Here is a 15960-nt window from a genome sequence, read left to right as displayed (position 1 = left end):
GCGATCCGAAGCCCTACGTCTGGACCAGAACCGCGGACGAGATCCTCGAACGCCTCGCCAGCTATCTGAACAGAATTCCTGACTCGGAAGACTAGGGCTTGTCGTCAAACTCCCTCCCCCAGCTACCGCTGGGAGGGGCCCCCAGCCCCGCGACGCCTGGTGCGTGCTCTCGCCGCACCGGGCGAAAGCCAAGTACGTTCCAGTACGCGGGCTTCCGCCCGGCGCACCGAGAGCACGCACCTGGGGGCACCTCCCAGCGGTAGCTGGGGGAGCCGCGGGGCCGCCCTCCGGGCGACGACGGGAGTTTGACGACAAGCCCTAGCCCTCCGAGGGCGTTCGTACCAGGGCGAACACCGCCCCCTCCGGGTCCGCGACCACGGCCAGCCGGCCCGTGATCCGCTCCCGGGGCGGGGCGACGACCCGGCCGCCCAGCTCGGCCACCCGGGCGGCGGCCGCGTCGGGGTCCGCCACCTCGAAGTACGTCATCCAGTGCGGCCCCCGGTCGTGCGGCAGCGACCGGCCCACCCCGTGGACGGCGGCGACCGGACGGCCGCCCAGGCGCAGCGTCAGGTAGTCGAAGTCGGACGGGACGTCCGGGTGCGGCTCGGTCTCGTGGCCGAAGACGTGCTCGTAGAACTTGCCGACCGTGGAGGACTCCTGGGTGAGCAGCTCGTTCCACACCGGGGTGCCGGCCGCCCCCGCCCGGCGGGCCGCGGGGTGGCCGTCCGTCTGCCAGACCCCGAAGATCGCCCCCAGCGGGTCGGAGCAGATCGCCATCCGTCCCGCCGCCCCCGCGTCGAGCGGGCCCACCGCGACCGTGCCGCCGCAGGAGCGGATGGACTCGGCGGTGCAGTCGGCGTCGTCCGTCGCGAAGTACGTGGTCCACGCCACCGGAAGATGGCGGTCCGGTGGCATCTCGCCGATCCCGGCGACCGCCTCGCCGTCGAGGAAGGCCCGGACGCTCGGGCCGAACTGGGTGGGGCCGGGCTCGTACTCCCAGCCGAACAGGTCGGCGTAGAAGTCCTCCGTGCTCCCAAGGCCGTGCACCATCAGGCTCACCCAGCACGGTGTGCCGGGCGTGCGCCGCGAAGCCCCCGATGCCTCCGTCATGTCAGCCGTCTCCCGCCGTCGTGTCCCTGTTCCCCGCAGATGCTTGCACTCCGCGGCACCCCGTGCGCCCCGACCGGCCGCGTGACCGGGGCGCGGAACAGAGATGTCCGAATCACTGCGCCCCGTCGATGTCGGGCTTGTTACACGGGTTCGAGGGCGGGGAGAAAGATGGGCCCATGACTGCGATTCTCTCGGCCTCCGAACTGCGGGGCGAGCTCGCCGGCGCCCGCCCGCCGGCACTCCTGGACGTCCGCTGGCAGCTGGGCGGCCCCGACCAGCGCCCCGCCTACGAAGCCGGGCACCTGCCCGGCGCCGTGTACGTCGACCTGGACCGCGAACTGGCAGGTCCGCCGGGGGCGGGCGGCCGCCACCCGCTGCCCGACCCGGAGGACTTCGGCGCCGCGATGCGCCGGGCCGGGGTGCGCGCGGACGAGCCGGTGGTCGTGTACGACGGCGGCCTCGGCTGGGCGGCCGCCCGCGCCTGGTGGCTGCTGCGCTGGACGGGTCACCGGAACGTGCGCGTGCTGGACGGGGGCCTGGCCGCGTGGACGGCGGCGGGCGGCGCGCTCAGCACCGACGCGCCGACGCCCGCCGAGGGCGATTTCAAGCCAAACCCGGGGGCGTTCGGACTGCTGGAGGCCGACGACGCGGCCGCGCTGGCGCGCACGGGCCTGCTGCTGGACGCCCGCGCGGGCGAGCGCTACCGCGGCGAGGTCGAGCCGATCGACCGGGTCGGCGGGCACATCCCGGGCGCGGTGTCGGCCCCGACCACCGAGAACGTCGGCCCGGACGGGCGGTTCCTGTCGGCCGGGGAGCTGCGCGCCCGGTTCGCGGCGCTCGGCGCCGCGGGGGACACCGCGGTGGGCGTGTACTGCGGCTCCGGGGTCTCCGGGGCGCACGAGGTGCTCGCGCTGGAGGTGGCGGGAATTCCGGCCGGCCTGTACGCGGGCAGCTGGTCGCAGTGGTCCTCGGACCCGGAGCGGCCCGTGGCCACCGGCCCCAACCCCTGACGCGCACGCGGCCGGCGGCGCCCCCTCGGGGGCGCCGCCGCGCGCTACTCCTGCTTCTTGCGCCGGGTCCCGAAGACGATCTCGTCCCAGCTGGGCACGGCCGCCCGGCGCCCCGGCCGGACCCCGTCGGCCTCGGCCTGCCGGTCGGTGGTACCCGTCAGCCGCTCGCGGTGGCCCGCCACCGTACGCGGCATCAGCACGTCCGCGTACGCCGCGCCGGCACCCGCCGACGCCGCCGCGGCCGGGGGCTCCGCGGACTCCTGCTCCTCGGCGGGAGCCTCCGTACGGTCCGGCACCACCAGGTCGCCCCGGAAGCTCGGGACCGCCTCCAGCAGGCTGGTCAGCGTGTCCCGCTCCTCCTCCGGCTCCGGCGGGGGCGGCGGGGCGGGGCGGCTGTCGGGCCGTTCGATCTGCCGGTCCAGGGCGCGGTCCAGCGGCCGGTCCCTGGGCAGCCGGGCGATCCTCGGCACGAACGGGAAGCTCGGCTCCGGGGTGGAGGGCAGGTCGTCGGCCTCGCCGATCAGGGAGCGGGCCTCGTCGTCCACGGCGACGACCAGCCGGCGCGGCGGGTCGTACGACCAGCTCGCCGAGTGCGGTTCGCCCGCCACCCGGTAGACCAGCAGCACCTCCCAGGTGCCGTCGTCGCGGCGCCAGGAGTCCCAGAGCACGGAGTCCTTGTCGGCCCCGCGCAGCGTGAGGCGCTCCTGCACGGCCTCGCCGAGCTGCGGTCCGGTGTTCTCGCCGGGGCGGCGCACGGGGGTCTTGCGGGCGCGTTCGGCCATGAAGGCGCGCTCGGCCAGCACCGGGCCCTCGAAGCGGCGCACCCGGTCGACCGGGATGCCGGCGAGCTGGGCGACCTCCTCCGCGGAGGCACCTGCTCGTATGCGGGCCTGGATGTCGCGGGGGCGGAGGTGGCTCTCCACCTCGATCTCGATCTGGTTCAGGCGCGCGCGGTCATTGCGCACGGCAGCCCGCAGCCGCTCGTCGATCGGAAGCGTGTACTCCGTGCTGTCCGCAGCCTTGAGCACCAGTCGTGTTCCGTCATTTGAGACGGCCACGACACGCAGTTCGGGCATGGGGACCTCCCGGGTGGTGCCTGCCGACGTCACGTGCGTCGCTGCTTCCGCTAGTCGAGTGTGGCCTGCCCGGGTGCAGCCTGCCACAACCTTGCCGAGTTAAACCGGCGTGTCGGGCATGCGCCCTTGATCGACGTTATGGCACGGTTACCTGTTGGGCACGCACAGTGACCAAGTGGTTACTGTGCGCAGCAGGAACCCGTGCGATACCGCGGCATCACCGGTCTTGAGTGCCGCTTCTCCATCAGCCGGCCCCCTCTCCCGGGTCCGGACATCCGGAAGGAAGGACGGTCCCAGGGCTCGCCACAGTACTCCATTCGGGCCACCCGGGTGGACCGCCGCGCCGCCGAACTTGTCGCGGGCGGCGGGAGTTGGCCTGCCCGGAATCGGGTCGGCATCCGGGTCCACCTGCGGACAGGGCCGTTTCGGGGTGTCCTGCTTCACAGAATCCGCAGAAACGGAACTTTCCATTTCGCTCAGAGGTCAGTAACTGCTGGAAGAGGAGAGGCGCGAGAGGCGGGACACACAGGGGATGGCGATGGGTCAGAAGGCGGCGGACGCGGCGGACGCGGCGAACCCGGAGGAACAGGGGCGCAGGAAGCTCGACCTGAGCGTGGCCCAGGTCGCGGGCAGCTCCCTCGCCACCGTCGCGGCCGCCCTGCTCGCCTCGAAGATGGGCGTCTACGGGACCATCCTCGGCGCGGGCGTGGTCAGCGTGGTCGCCACCGCCGGCGGGCCCGTCATCCAGCACCTGTTCCGCCGCACCGGCGACCAGCTCCGCGAGAGCGCCCGCCCCAGGGCCCGTCAGGTCCCGCCGCCCGGCGGGGAGCCGGACCCCGCGGCCCCGGCGCCGGGGGAGTTCGGCGAGGCCACCGTGCACGGCACCCGCGTACGGGGCTGGAAGCGCACGGCGGTGGCCTCCGGCGCCGCCTTCGCCCTCGCCCTCGGCGGCCTCGGGACCTACGAGGCCTTCGCGGGCACCTCCGTCAGCAGCGACGGCCGCACCCTCCTGTCGGGCGGCTCCCGCACCGCCCCCGACCACAAGCCCGCCCCGTCGAAGCGGGACCCGGACGGGAACGGCGGGGGCGGGACGGACGGCAAGGGGCGGTCCGGCGGCGAGCAGGGCCGGAGCGGCACCCCGGGGACGGACGGGAAGACGCCCGGTTCCGGGACCTCCCCGAGCCCCTCCCGCTCGGGCACCGGCCAGGACCCGTCCCCCGGCCCCGCCCCTTCCGGGTCGAAGGGGCCGACGGCGCCGACGCCCGCCCCGACCCCCTCGGGGCAGAGCCCCGACCCCGGCCCGACCCCGGCCTCCGGCGGCGCGGGAGGCGGCCGCGAGCCGTCGCCCAGCGCCTCTTGAGCGGGGGTCAGTCCCCGAGGACCCGCCGCAGGTAGTCGTTGCCGAACAGCCGGTCAGGGTCCAGCCGGTCGCGCACCGTGGTGAACTCGGCGAAGCGCGGGTAGACCTCGGCGAGCTGCTCCGCGTCCCGGCTGTGCACCTTGCCCCAGTGCGGCCGGCCCCCGTGGGCGGTGAAGATCCGCTCGGCCGCCGTGAAGTAGGCCTGGTACGGGGTGCCCCGGTACATGTGCACCGCGACGTACGCCGTCTCCCGCCCCGAGGCGGTGGACAGGGTGATGTCGTCCGCCGGAGCCGTGCGCACCTCCACCGGGAAGCTGATCCGCAGGCCCGAGCGGTCGACCATGGCCTTCAGCTCCCGCAGCGCCTCGACCGCCCGCTCGCGCGGAAGGGCGTACTCCATCTCCACGAACCGCACCCGGCGCGGACTGGTGAACACCTTGTACGGGATGTCCGTGTAGGTGCGCGCCGACAGGGCGCGGCTGGCGACGCGGGCGATCGAGGGGATGGCCGCCGGGACGGCGCGGCCCAGGGAGTTGACCGCCTGGAAGAGGCCGTTGGAGAGCAGCTCGTCCTCGATCCAGGCGCTGACCGCGCCGGGCGGGGCGGCGGGGCCCTGGCTGCGGTTGTTGCGCTTGGTGTTGCAGTTGCCGGTGTGCGGGAACCAGTAGAACTCGAAGTGCTCGTTCTCCGCGACGTGCTGGTCGAACTCGGCGGTCACCCGGTCGAAGCGCATGGGCTCCTCGCGGGCGGTCAGGAGGAAGAGCGGCTCCACCGCGAAGGTGATCGAGGTGACGACGCCGAGGGCGCCGATGCCGATCCGGGCCGCCGCGAAGACCTCGGGGTTCTCCTTCTCCGAGCAGGTCATCAGCCTGCCGTCCGCCGTGACCAGCTCCAGCGCGCGGATCTGGGCGGAGATGGAGGCCGAGTCGCGGCCGGTGCCGTGCGTGCCGGTGCCGGTGGCGCCGGAGACCGTCTGCTCCATGATGTCGCCCATGTTGGCGAGCGAGAGGCCCTGCCGGGCCAGGTCCCGGTTCAGGTCCTTGAGGGCGGTGCCCGCCGCCACGGTGACGGTGCCCGCGGCCCGGTCGAGCGACAGGATCCCGCTGAGCGCCTGCGGCCGTACGAGCACCCCGTCGGTCGCGGCCGCCGCGGTGAAGGAGTGGCCGGTGCCGACCGCCTTCACCCGCAGCCCTTCCTCGGCGGCCCGGCGGACCGCCTCCTGGAGCTCCCCGACCGAGGCCGGAGTCACCACGCGCGCGGGCGTGGCGCGGACGTTGCCCGCCCAGTTACGCCACGTGGCCGGTGCGTTCTTCGCTGCTGCTGTCCCCGACGTCGCCATCGCTGGCAGGCTCCTCCCCTTGCGCCGGCCTCGTCAGCCGGCGGTAACCCGCGAACGCCACCGCCGCCGCGGCCACTCCCGAGGAGATCGAGACCACGAACCCGCGCTGGGCCCCGGCCGCGTCGATGACCAGACCGGTCACCGAGGAGCCGACCGCGACCCCGACCGCCAGGCCGGTGCTGATCCAGGTCATGCCCTCGGTGAGCTTCGCGCGTGGTACGTGCGATTCGATCAGGGCCATCGTGGTGATCATCGTGGGAGCGATGGCGAGGCCCGAGACGAAGAGCGCCACGGCCAGAAACGGAAGGTTCCCGGCCAGTAGGAGGGGGATCATACTCACGGCCATCGCACATATGCCCAGTACCCAGCGGCGTTCGGCCTTGCCCTTGAGGTGCAGCAGGCCGAAGACGATTCCGGCGATACAGGACCCCGCCGCCCAGATCGCCAGGATGAAGCTGGCGGAGGACTTGCTGCCCTGCTCCTCGGCGAAGGCCAGCGTGGACACGTCGATGGAGCCGAAGATCGCGCCGGTCGCCACGAAGGTGGCCGTCAGCACCTGGAGTCCGGGGGAGCGCAGGGCCGAGGCGCGGTCCGCGTCGGGGCTGCGCGGGTGCGGGGCCGGCTCGGTGGAGCGCTGGGCGGTGAGCAGCCAGACCCCGACGAGCAGGCAGCCGGCCGCGATGACCGGCCCGGCCTCGGGGAACCAGGTGGTGGACAGTCCGATGGCGAGGATCGGGCCGAAGATGAAGCACACCTCGTCGATCACGGACTCGAAGGAGTACGCGGTGTGCAGCTCGCGCGGGGAGTCGCGGTAGAGCTCGGTCCAGCGGGCGCGGACCATGGAGCCGACGCTCGGCACGCAGCCGGCGACGGCGGCGAAGACGAAGAGGGTCCAGTCGGGCAGGCCGTTCGCGGCGGCCAGCACCAGGCCGGTGACGGCCGCGGTGGAGACCAGGGTCGCGGGGCGCAGGACCCGCCGCTGCCCGTACTGGTCGACCAGGCGGGAGACCAGGGGGCCGATGAACGCGGCGGCGAGGGCCAGGGTGCCGGTGAGGGCGCTCGCCATCGCGTAGCGGCCGGTCATCTCCGAGATCATCGTGAGGATGCCGACGCCGACCATGGATATCGGCAGCCGGCCTATGAGGCCGGCGGCGCTGAACCCCTTGGTGCCGGGGGCCGCGAAGATCGCGCGGTAGGGACTGGACAAGGTCGCTCCGTAAGGGACGTCAGAGGCCCATACAGGTTACGACTGCCGACAAGGCGCCCGCATGGGGAAAAATCAACGCTTCAACTTAGGGTCACCTTACCTACGCCGCGTCCGGGATGCGGACCGGCCGGTTCTCCCCGGCGGACCCCGGGTGGCAGGATTCGAGGCATGTCAGACCAGCTCCGTGCCCCCGAAGCGCCCGCGGCCGAAGGCCTCGCCGCCCCCTACGACGCCCTGCTGCTGCTGTCCTTCGGCGGCCCCGAGGGGCCCGACGACGTCGTGCCGTTCCTGGAGAACGTCACGCGCGGCCGGGGCATCCCGCGCGAGCGGCTCAAGGAGGTCGGGCAGCACTACTTCGGCTTCGGCGGGGTCAGCCCGATCAACGCGCAGAACCGCGAGCTGCTGGACGCCCTGCGCAAGGACTTCGCCGAGCACGGGCTGGACCTGCCGGTCTACTGGGGCAACCGGAACTGGGCCCCGTACCTGACCGACGTGATGCGGGAGATGGTGCGCGACGGCCGCCGCCGCATCGCCGTCCTCGCCACCAGCGCGTACGCCTCCTACTCGGGCTGCCGCCAGTACCGCGAGAACCTCGCCGACGCCCTGGCCGCCCTGGAGGAGGAGGGCCTGGAGCTGCCGCGCGTGGACAAGCTGCGGCACTACTTCAACCACCCCGGCTTCGTGCGGCCCATGACCGACGGGGTGCTGGCCTCGCTCGCGGCCCTGCCCGCCGAGGTCCGGGACGGGGCCCGGCTGGCCTTCACCACCCACTCCATCCCCGACTCCGCGGCCGACACCTCCGGCCCGGTCGAGGACCACACCGGGGCCGGCGGGGGCGGGGCCTACGTCAAGCAGCACCTCGACGTGGCCCGCGTCATCGCCGACGCCGTGGCGGCGGAGACCGGCACCGCGCACCCCTGGCAGCTCGTCTACCAGTCCCGCAGCGGCGCCCCGCACATCCCGTGGCTGGAGCCGGACATCTGCGACCACCTGGAGGCCCTGCACGCCGACGGCGCGCCCGCCGTGGTCATGGTGCCGATCGGCTTCGTCTCCGACCACATGGAGGTCCTCTACGACCTCGACACCGAGGCGAAGGCGAAGGCGGCCGAACTGGGCCTGCCCGCCGAGCGCTCCGCGACCGTGGGCGCCGACCCGCGCTTCGCCGCCGCGGTACGCGAACTCGTGCTGGAGCGCGCCGCCCGCGAGCGCGGGGAGCACCCCGTGGAGTGCTGGGTGGGCACGCTGGGGCAGAGCCACGACCTGTGCGCGGTGGGCTGCTGCCCGGCCCGCGCACCCCGGCCGGCGGCCGCCGGCACGGACAGCCCGTACGCGTAGGGGGAAAGCGTGATCCCGCAAGACCTGAAGGCCGAACTGCTGGACGTGGCCCAGGAGGCCGCCCGGCGGGCCGGGGCGCTGCTGCGCGACGGCCGGCCGGCCGATCTGGCGGTGGCCGCGACCAAGAGCAGCCCGATCGACGTGGTGACCGAGATGGACATCGCCGCCGAGAAGCTGATCACCGGCATCCTCGCCGAGCGCCGGCCCGCGGACGGGCTGCTGGGCGAGGAGGGCGCGGACAGCCCCGGCACGAGCGGAGTCCGCTGGGTCGTCGACCCGCTGGACGGCACCGTGAACTACCTCTACGGGCTCCCGAGCTGGGGCGTGTCCATCGCGGCCGAGTACCGGGGCGAGACCGTGGTGGGCGTCGTGGCGGCGCCGATGCGCGGGGAGACCTACCACGCGGTGCTGGGCGGCGGGGCCTGGTCGGGCACCGCCCGGCTGGCCTGCCGGCCGGACGCGCCGCTGGACCGGGCGCTGATCGCCACCGGCTTCGGGTACCTCCAGACCAGGCGGGCCCACCAGGCCGAGGTCGCCGCGCGGATCATCCCCGTGGTGCGTGACATCCGGCGCGGCGGCTCGGCGGCGCTCGACCTGTGCGACGTCGCCGCGGGCCGCCTCGACGGGTACTGGGAGCGCGGACTGAACCCCTGGGACCTGGCGGCGGGCGAGCTGATCGCCCGCGAGGCGGGCGCCCTGACCGGAGGGCGGCCCTCGGAGCCGGCTTCCGGAGAGCTGGCGCTGGCGGCCACCCCGGCGGTCTTCGCCCCGCTCCAGCTGCTCCTGGACGAAGCCGGGGCCTGGCACGACTGACGCGGCGCCGACGGCACCGGGCCCCGGCCGCCTCTCGGCGGCCGGGGCCCGGTGGGTGCGCTGTGAGCTCGGAGGTGCTGCCGTCGGGTCAGGCGGCGGAAACCGGTACGCCGTGTTCTGCGGCGAGCCGCTGGAGATCCTCCAGTTCGGCCTGTTCCACATCCGCGAGGTAGTCGTCGCCCGTCTCACGGGCCTTGCTGAGGTCCGACTGCGTGGCCTTGATGCGCTGCAGGAGACCCGCGGTGAATGCGTCCATGGTGGGTGCGCCCCCTCTGCGTGGGTCGACGGCGGAGAGCACGGAGCAGTCCGCCGCTTCAGGGTGTGGTTGGGGTGTGCTCCTCGTCCTCCCCGGCACCCTGGGCCCAGAAACCTCGTAAGGCGAGGGAATCCTCACTTCCACCGCGCCCACACCCCGCTTCCACGCCGTACGCACGCCCCAGGAGGGCCCCGGAAGGCCCCCCAGGGGCGCCTTACAGCCGGTTTACGGCCGAAACCGGCAGGATGGAGGCGCAATACACGTGTGCCCTGAAGGGCTCGAAGGAAGGAAACGACGTGCGCGTACTCGTCGTCGAGGACGAGCAGCTGCTCGCCGATGCGGTGGCCACGGGCCTGCGCCGGGAGGCCATGGCCGTGGACGTCGTGTACGACGGCGCCGCGGCGCTGGAGCGCGTCGGGGTGAACGACTACGACGTGGTCGTGCTCGACCGGGACCTTCCGCTGGTGCACGGCGACGACGTCTGCCGGAAGATCATCGAGCTGGGCATGCCCACGCGCGTGCTCATGCTCACCGCCTCCGGCGACGTCAGCGACCGCGTCGAGGGCCTGGAGCTCGGGGCCGACGACTACCTGCCCAAGCCCTTCGCCTTCACCGAGCTGACCGCCCGCGTGCGCGCCCTCGGGCGGCGTACCACCGTCGCGCTCCCGCCCGTCCTGGAGCGGGCAGGCATCAAGCTGGACCCGAACCGCCGTGAGGTGTTCCGCGAGGGCCGCGAGGTGCAGCTGGCGCCGAAGGAGTTCGCGGTGCTGGAGGTGCTCATGCGCAGCGAGGGGACCGTGGTGTCCGCCGAGCAGCTGCTGGAGAAGGCCTGGGACGAGAACACCGACCCGTTCACCAACGTGGTCCGGGTGACCGTCATGACCCTGCGCCGCAAGCTCGGGGAGCCGCCCGTCATCGTGACCGTGCCCGGCTCCGGCTACCGGATCTGATCCGGTGGCCTCGACCCCGGCGCCGCCCGCGGCGCCACCGAAACCGACCTGGGACCCCGGCCAGCCCGAGGGTCCCTTCCCTTGGCTGCGGCCGACCATCCGGATAAGGCTCACGCTGCTGTACGGCGGCATGTTCCTGATCGCCGGGATCCTGCTGCTGTCGATCATCTACCTGCTGGCCGCCCAGGCCCTGAGGGAGGGCAACGCGCTCCCCTTCAAGATCGTCGGGGGCCAGAAGGTCGAGGTCTCCAGCACCACCTGCTCCGGCGTGGGCATCGACCAGTCGATCGACCAGTTCAACGCCGCGATCGCGCAGTGCATCCTCGACCAGCGCAAGCACGCCCTGGACGACCTGCTCAGCCGGTCGCTGATGGCCCTCCTGGGCCTCAGCGTCATCGCCTTCGCCTTCGGCTACGCGATGGCCGGCCGGGTGCTCTCGCCGCTGGGCAAGATCACCCGCACCGCCCGCCGGGTGGTCGGCTCCGACCTGACCCGGCGGATCGAGCTGGACGGGCCGGACGACGAGCTGAAGGAGCTCGCCGACACCTTCGACGAGATGCTCGACCGCCTGGAGCGGGCCTTCACCGCCCAGCAGCGCTTCGTGGCCAACGCCTCGCACGAGCTGCGGACCCCCCTGGCGATCAACCGGACGCTGCTGGAGGTCCATCTCTCGGACCCCGGAGCGCCGGTGGAGCTCCAGCAGCTGGGCAAGACGCTGCTGGCCACCAACGAGCGCAGCGAGCAGCTGGTCGAGGGCCTGCTGCTGCTGGCCCGCAGCGAGAACCAGATCGTCGAGCGCAAACCGGTCGACCTCGCCGAGGTCGCCTCCCGCGCCATCGACCAGGCCCGGGGCGAGGCACTCGCCAAGGGCGTGGAGATCCGCGGCGAGCGCGCGCTGGCGGTGATCCAGGGCAACGGCGTCCTGCTGGAGCGGATCGCCCTCAACCTGGTGCAGAACGCCGTCCGGTACAACGTGCCGGAGGGCGGCTGGGTGGAGGTCACGACCGAGGCGCAGCACGGCCAGGCGGTGCTCGTCGTCTCGAACACGGGTCCCGTGGTTCCCGCGTACGAGGTGGACAGCCTCTTCGAGCCCTTCAGACGGCTGCGTACCGAGCGAACGGGCAGCGACAAGGGTGTGGGGCTCGGCCTGTCGATCGCGCGCTCCGTGGCGCGCGCACACGGCGGCCGCATCCTCGCGACGCCCCGCGAGGGCGGTGGCCTCGTGATGCGTGTCACGTTGCCCCTTTGATCCGCCCGGGCCCTGTTCGCCGTCAGCGGAACGCGGCAGCGGTCGCAGAGGGCCCTTCCTGTGTGATCGATCACAGTGTCGAGTGGCGGGCCATGCGCGTTCTGTGACCCCAAGGTGGCCGGAAAGCCCGGGAAGTCCGGGTTTCCGGCCCCCCGGATGGCGGGAAATACACGGGGTGGCGTTCGTGCATGACGGCCCCCCGACCGTGTACGGTCCCGCTCGACATCCCGGCCACGGAGCCCTTCGGGTAAGCGGCTGGGTGTCGATTGAGTAACAGACCTTGATGTGAGGCAAAATCTCCGCCTCAGGTCGGGCACAAGTCCGGCCTCTCGCGCGTTACGTGCGCTGAGACACCGCTAAATCCCAGAGGGGGAGAGCGAAAAAAATGGCAACGGACTACGACACCCCACGCAAGACCGACGACGACGTCGACAACGACAGCATCGAAGAGCTCAAGGCCCGGCGCAGTGACAAGGTCACTTCCAGCGTCGACATCGAGGACTTCGACGGCGCTGAGAGCCTGGAGCTCCCGGGTGCCGACCTCTCCAACGAGGAGCTGGCCGTCCGGGTGCTGCCCAAGCAGGCCGACGAGTTCACCTGCATGAGCTGCTTCCTGGTGCACCACCGCAGCCAGCTGGCGCGCGAGAAGAACGGTCAGCCGATCTGCCGCGACTGCGACTGAGGATGGCCGCGAGCGGCTCGACGCCCTTTCGGAAGCGACGCTTCCGGAAGTCCGGCGATCCGGAGGCGCAGGTTCGCGCGGTGACCACGGGCCCGGAAACGGGCCCCGCGGACGCCGGTGACCACGTCTTCGGTACGACTGTGGTGCCGTCCGACACCGCCGAGGCGGTGCCGTCGGCCGCAGTGGCGGACGAGGAGTCCCGGGGCAGGCCCGGGGCGCGTCGGATGCAAGCCGTCAAGAACGGTGTGCGCAAGGGCGGCGAGAGCGCGAAAGCCGCCGCCCTGTACATCGCCGACCTGATCATCGAGAACGCCCCGCGCGTTCCGGTACGGGACCTCGCGACCCTGCGGGCGCAGTTCCCGGACCTCGGTCCCGACCAGCTGGCCGACAAGCTGATCACCGGGGCCGCCAACGGCACCTCGACCGTGGGCGCCGGCATCGGCGCCGCGGCCATGCTGCCGGTCCCGCCCGCGATGCCGGCCGAGCTGGCCGCGGAGATCACCGGGGTCGCCGCGATCGAGCTGAAGCTCATCGCCGAGCTGCACGAGGTCTACGGGCAGCGCCCGCCGGGCGGCATGAAGGACCGCAGTTTCGCCTACCTGACCTCCTGGACCGAGGAGCGCGGGATCGACCTGACCAAGCCGACCACGCTGAACGCGGCGCTCGGCGGGCAGATGAAGCGCGAACTGCGCCAGCAGATCATGAAGCGGATGTTCCGCAACCTGCCGAACCTCATGCCGTTCATGGTCGGCGCCGCCGTCGGAGCCGTGATGAACCGCCGGGACACCAGGAAACTCGCCGAGAAGGTCCGTAAGGACCTGCGGAGCCGCGCCGTGCCCTGGGACGCCCTCCCCGCCCTGCCGCCCCTGGAACGCCCCTCCGGAGCCCTTCCCGAGGCCACCAGGGCCGCTCTTGAGGGGCGCCGCCCGGACGGCGGCTGAGCCCCCCGAACCTGCCTGCCGGACCAGGCCCCCGGATCAGGCCTTCGCCGCGGCTGCCTTCGCCGCGCGGACGGCCGCCGCGAGGGCCTGGGGCTCGCGCGTGGAGACGTACACGTACGGGGTCGGGTCCGCCGGGTCGGTGACCTCGATCCGGACCGCCGTGGGGACGTAGCTGCGCATCAGCATGAAGGCCCGGACGTCGGCCTTGTACGTGCGCCAGGCGCGCGCCTCCTCCGCCTCCAGCACCTCGGGCTCGCCCAGGGCCGTCACCGGGATCCGGGCGTCGCCGGCCGCGAGCGCGCCGTTCACCACGCGCACGCGCGCGGAGCCGTACGAACTCACCAGCATCCCCGTCAGCGCGGCGCCGCCGACCAGCCCCGCCAGCAGCGGCAGGGTGCCGAGCGGCAGCAGCATCAGCGCGCACGCCAGGCCGGCCAGGGCCGTTATGCCCCACCAGGAGCGGGGCGCGGAGAGTCGTTCGTCGTGGTGCGCGGGGGAGGGCTGCATGGGGCCTAGCCTCCCACGGGGCGACCGGCGGGTAGCCGCGCGGGTAAGGTCAGCGCCTGTGAGTGGACGAAACACGGCGTTGACGCCCCCGGCCGATGCCTCCGCACCGGTCCGGCACCCCGGTGCCCCCGCGCCCGGGGAGCTCCTCGGCGCGCACTACGAACACTGTTTCGGCTGCGGCGGGGGCCAGCCGCACGGGCTCCACCTGGAGGCGCGGGCGGGCGAGGGCGTACGCGTCACGGCCGAGTTCACCGTCAGGCCCGCCCACCAGGGCGCACCCGGTCTCGCGCACGGAGGCGTCCTGGCCACCGCGCTCGACGAGACGCTGGGCTCCCTGAACTGGCTGCTGCGCGTCATCGCGGTGACCGGCCGGCTGGAGACCGACTTCGTGCGGCCCGTGCCCGTGGACACCGTGCTGTACCTGGAGGCCGAGGTCACCGCCGTTGCCGGCCGGAAGATCTACTCCACCGCCGTGGGCCGGATAGGCGGCCCGGACGGCCCCGTCGCCGTCCGCGCGGACGCGCTCTTCATCGAGGTGAAGGTCGACCACTTCATCGACAACGGTCGGCCCGAGGAGATCCGGGCGGCGATGTCCGACCCGGACCAGGTCAGGCGCGCACGCGCCTTCGAGGTGAACCCCTGATGTCCCAGAACACCCATGCGCCCGTCGACGTGCTGATCCGCCGCGTCGACCCCGAGGTGCCCATCCCCGCCTACGGCCACCCCGGCGACGCCGGCTGCGACCTGGTGACCACCGTGGCCGCCGAGCTGGAGCCGGGGGAGCGGGCCGTGCTGCCCACGGGCGTCTCCATCGCCCTGCCCGACGGGTACGCGGCCTTCGTGCACCCGCGCTCGGGCCTGGCTGCCCGCTGCGGGCTCGCGCTCGTGAATGCCCCCGGGACGGTGGATGCCGGGTACCGTGGGGAGATCAAGGTGATCGTGGTCAATCTCGACCCGCGCGAGAGCGTCCGGTTCGAGCGATTCGACCGCATTGCCCAGCTGGTTGTCCAGCGGGTCGAGAAGGTGCGCTTCCACGAGGTGGCGGAGCTTCCCGGCTCGGCCCGGGCCGACGGGGGGTTCGGCTCCACCGGCGGCCATGCGGCCGTGGCCGGATCCGGGGCTGGTCAGCAGGGTGGGAATGGCTACGCTTCGGTCGTATCCGACCGGGAAGGACAGTGACGTGTTCGGACGTCGCAAGAAGAACGACTCCGCCCATGACGGCGGCGCGGCCGAGCAGGTCGTGAACGGCGTGGCTGCCGACGAGCAGGCCGGCGACGACTCCGTCGCGCCCCGCAGGCTCAACCTGCCCCCCGCCCCGCGGCCCGACGGCCCCTGGGACGTCTCCGAGGTGCTCGGCAACCCGGCCGACGGCCGGGTCGACCTGGGCGGCATCCTCGTGCCCGGCGTCGAGGGCATGGAGCTGCGCGTCGAGGTCGCGGGTGACGCGATCGTGGCCGCCACGGTCGTCCTGAACGACAGCGCCGTGCAGCTGCAGGCCTTCGCCGCCCCCAAGAAGGAGGGCATCTGGGGCGAGGTCCGCGACGAGATCGCCTCGGGCATCACCCAGCAGGGCGGCATCATCGACGAGGTCGACGGCCCGCTGGGCTGGGAGCTGCGCGCGCAGGTCCCCGTACCGCTGCCCGACGGCCAGACCGGTGCCCAGCTGGTGCGCTTCGTCGGCGTCGACGGCCCGCGCTGGTTCCTGCGCGGCGTCATCTCCGGCCAGGGCGCGGTGCGCCCCGAGTCGGCCGGCGTGCTAGAGCAGATCTTCCGGGAGACCGTCGTCGTCCGCGGCGACGGCCCGATGGCCCCGCGCGACCCGATCGTCCTGAAGCTGCCGAACGACGCCCAGATGGTGCCGGACGGCGTGCAGACGGCCGAGGAGCAGGAGGGCTCGCGCTTCTCCGGCGGCATGGGCCAGCTGGAGCGCGGCCCGGAGATCACCGAGGTCCGCTGACCCGGACCCCGCGAAGGGTTTCCTCCGGCCCGCGGGTCCCGTTCCCCCGTAAGGGGGGCGGGCCCGCGGGCCTTCGCGCGCCCGGGGCGCGGGCGCGTGCGTCAGGGATGCGTCAGAGATGTCCGGTGGACGCCCTTCCGGTGCGTGAACAGCGGGAACGTCCCCGAG

Annotated in this window: 17 protein-coding genes; 11 read left to right on the top strand and 6 right to left on the bottom strand. The window is 73.2% G+C overall.

Annotated features, from left to right (window positions below):
• Nucleotides 1-318: 318 nt before the first annotated feature.
• Nucleotides 319-1110, bottom strand: a complete 792-nt coding sequence (locus tag ACQKM2_RS09695; RefSeq protein WP_427708110.1) for a VOC family protein — start codon at nt 1108-1110, stop codon at nt 319-321.
• A gap of 176 nt (nt 1111-1286) precedes the next feature.
• Between ACQKM2_RS09695 and ACQKM2_RS09690 the strand changes: the two genes are divergently transcribed.
• Nucleotides 1287-2120, top strand: coding sequence for a sulfurtransferase (locus ACQKM2_RS09690; RefSeq protein WP_427708108.1), 834 nt, complete (start codon nt 1287-1289; stop codon nt 2118-2120).
• A 44-nt stretch (nt 2121-2164) separates the two neighbouring features.
• Here the strand turns inward: ACQKM2_RS09690 and sepH are convergent, their stop codons facing one another.
• Nucleotides 2165-3196, bottom strand: a complete 1032-nt coding sequence (sepH, locus tag ACQKM2_RS09685; protein WP_427708107.1) for a septation protein SepH — start codon at nt 3194-3196, stop codon at nt 2165-2167.
• Nucleotides 3197-3728: 532 nt separating this feature from the next.
• Between sepH and ACQKM2_RS09680 the strand changes: the two genes are divergently transcribed.
• Complete coding sequence (locus tag ACQKM2_RS09680) at nt 3729-4556, top strand: hypothetical protein (protein ID WP_427708105.1); 828 nt, start codon at nt 3729-3731, stop codon at nt 4554-4556.
• Nucleotides 4557-4563: 7 nt separating this feature from the next.
• On the opposite strand, the gene ACQKM2_RS09675 is transcribed toward ACQKM2_RS09680, so the two are convergent.
• A complete protein-coding gene (locus ACQKM2_RS09675) occupies nt 4564-5895 on the bottom strand; it encodes a D-arabinono-1,4-lactone oxidase (RefSeq protein WP_427708103.1) in 1332 nt (443 codons plus the stop codon).
• The gene (locus ACQKM2_RS09670) at nt 5843-7102 is read right to left on the bottom strand and encodes an MFS transporter (protein WP_427708101.1); all 1260 of its coding nucleotides are present in this window, start codon (nt 7100-7102) and stop codon (nt 5843-5845) included. Before ACQKM2_RS09670 ends, ACQKM2_RS09675 begins: the two co-directional genes overlap by 53 nt.
• Nucleotides 7103-7270: 168 nt before the next feature.
• Between ACQKM2_RS09670 and ACQKM2_RS09665 the strand changes: the two genes are divergently transcribed.
• Both ACQKM2_RS09665 and ACQKM2_RS09660 read left to right on the top strand, forming a co-directional pair.
• A complete protein-coding gene (locus tag ACQKM2_RS09665; protein ID WP_427708099.1) occupies nt 7271-8437 on the top strand; it encodes a ferrochelatase in 1167 nt (388 codons plus the stop codon).
• 9 nt (nt 8438-8446) lie between these two features.
• On the top strand, nt 8447-9250 hold the full coding sequence (locus ACQKM2_RS09660) for an inositol monophosphatase family protein (RefSeq protein ID WP_427708097.1): 804 nt from the start codon (nt 8447-8449) through the stop codon (nt 9248-9250).
• Nucleotides 9251-9338: 88 nt separating this feature from the next.
• On the opposite strand, the gene ACQKM2_RS09655 is transcribed toward ACQKM2_RS09660, so the two are convergent.
• Nucleotides 9339-9506: a hypothetical protein gene (locus ACQKM2_RS09655; RefSeq protein WP_164720975.1), complete on the bottom strand. Its 168-nt coding sequence runs from the start codon at nt 9504-9506 to the stop codon at nt 9339-9341.
• A gap of 296 nt (nt 9507-9802) precedes the next feature.
• On the opposite strand from ACQKM2_RS09655, the gene ACQKM2_RS09650 reads away from it, so the two are divergent.
• From ACQKM2_RS09650 to ACQKM2_RS09635, 4 genes are all read left to right on the top strand, one after another.
• Nucleotides 9803-10456 (top strand): response regulator transcription factor, encoded by a 654-nt coding sequence (locus ACQKM2_RS09650; RefSeq protein WP_007267046.1) that lies wholly within the window; start codon nt 9803-9805, stop codon nt 10454-10456.
• Between the two features lie 4 nt (nt 10457-10460).
• Complete coding sequence (locus tag ACQKM2_RS09645) at nt 10461-11705, top strand: sensor histidine kinase (protein ID WP_427708094.1); 1245 nt, start codon at nt 10461-10463, stop codon at nt 11703-11705.
• 385 nt (nt 11706-12090) lie between these two features.
• On the top strand, nt 12091-12387 hold the full coding sequence (locus ACQKM2_RS09640) for a DUF4193 domain-containing protein (RefSeq protein WP_007267048.1): 297 nt from the start codon (nt 12091-12093) through the stop codon (nt 12385-12387).
• 2 nt (nt 12388-12389) lie between these two features.
• Entirely contained in the window at nt 12390-13328 is a 939-nt protein-coding gene (locus tag ACQKM2_RS09635) for a hypothetical protein (RefSeq protein WP_427708092.1), read from the top strand.
• Nucleotides 13329-13364: 36 nt separating this feature from the next.
• Here ACQKM2_RS09635 and ACQKM2_RS09630 read toward each other — a convergent pair whose 3' ends face one another.
• Nucleotides 13365-13835, bottom strand: coding sequence for a DUF3093 domain-containing protein (locus ACQKM2_RS09630; RefSeq protein WP_427708090.1), 471 nt, complete (start codon nt 13833-13835; stop codon nt 13365-13367).
• A 58-nt stretch (nt 13836-13893) separates the two neighbouring features.
• Between ACQKM2_RS09630 and ACQKM2_RS09625 the strand changes: the two genes are divergently transcribed.
• From ACQKM2_RS09625 to ACQKM2_RS09615, 3 genes are read left to right on the top strand one after another with little or no spacing between them, the layout of a single operon-like run.
• Nucleotides 13894-14478 (top strand): PaaI family thioesterase, encoded by a 585-nt coding sequence (locus ACQKM2_RS09625; RefSeq protein WP_427708088.1) that lies wholly within the window; start codon nt 13894-13896, stop codon nt 14476-14478.
• Nucleotides 14478-15014, top strand: a complete 537-nt coding sequence (gene dut / locus ACQKM2_RS09620; RefSeq protein WP_007267052.1) for a dUTP diphosphatase — start codon at nt 14478-14480, stop codon at nt 15012-15014. The genes ACQKM2_RS09625 and dut overlap by 1 nt, the downstream gene beginning before the upstream one ends.
• Before the next feature lies 1 nt (nt 15015).
• Nucleotides 15016-15792, top strand: a complete 777-nt coding sequence (locus ACQKM2_RS09615) for a DUF3710 domain-containing protein (RefSeq protein ID WP_427708086.1) — start codon at nt 15016-15018, stop codon at nt 15790-15792.
• Nucleotides 15793-15960 lie beyond the last annotated feature (168 nt).

The organism is Streptomyces sp. NPDC004126, assembly GCF_050275515.1.
Lineage (GTDB): Bacteria > Actinomycetota > Actinomycetes > Streptomycetales > Streptomycetaceae > Streptomyces.
This window is presented reverse-complemented; position numbering and strand designations above follow the sequence as displayed.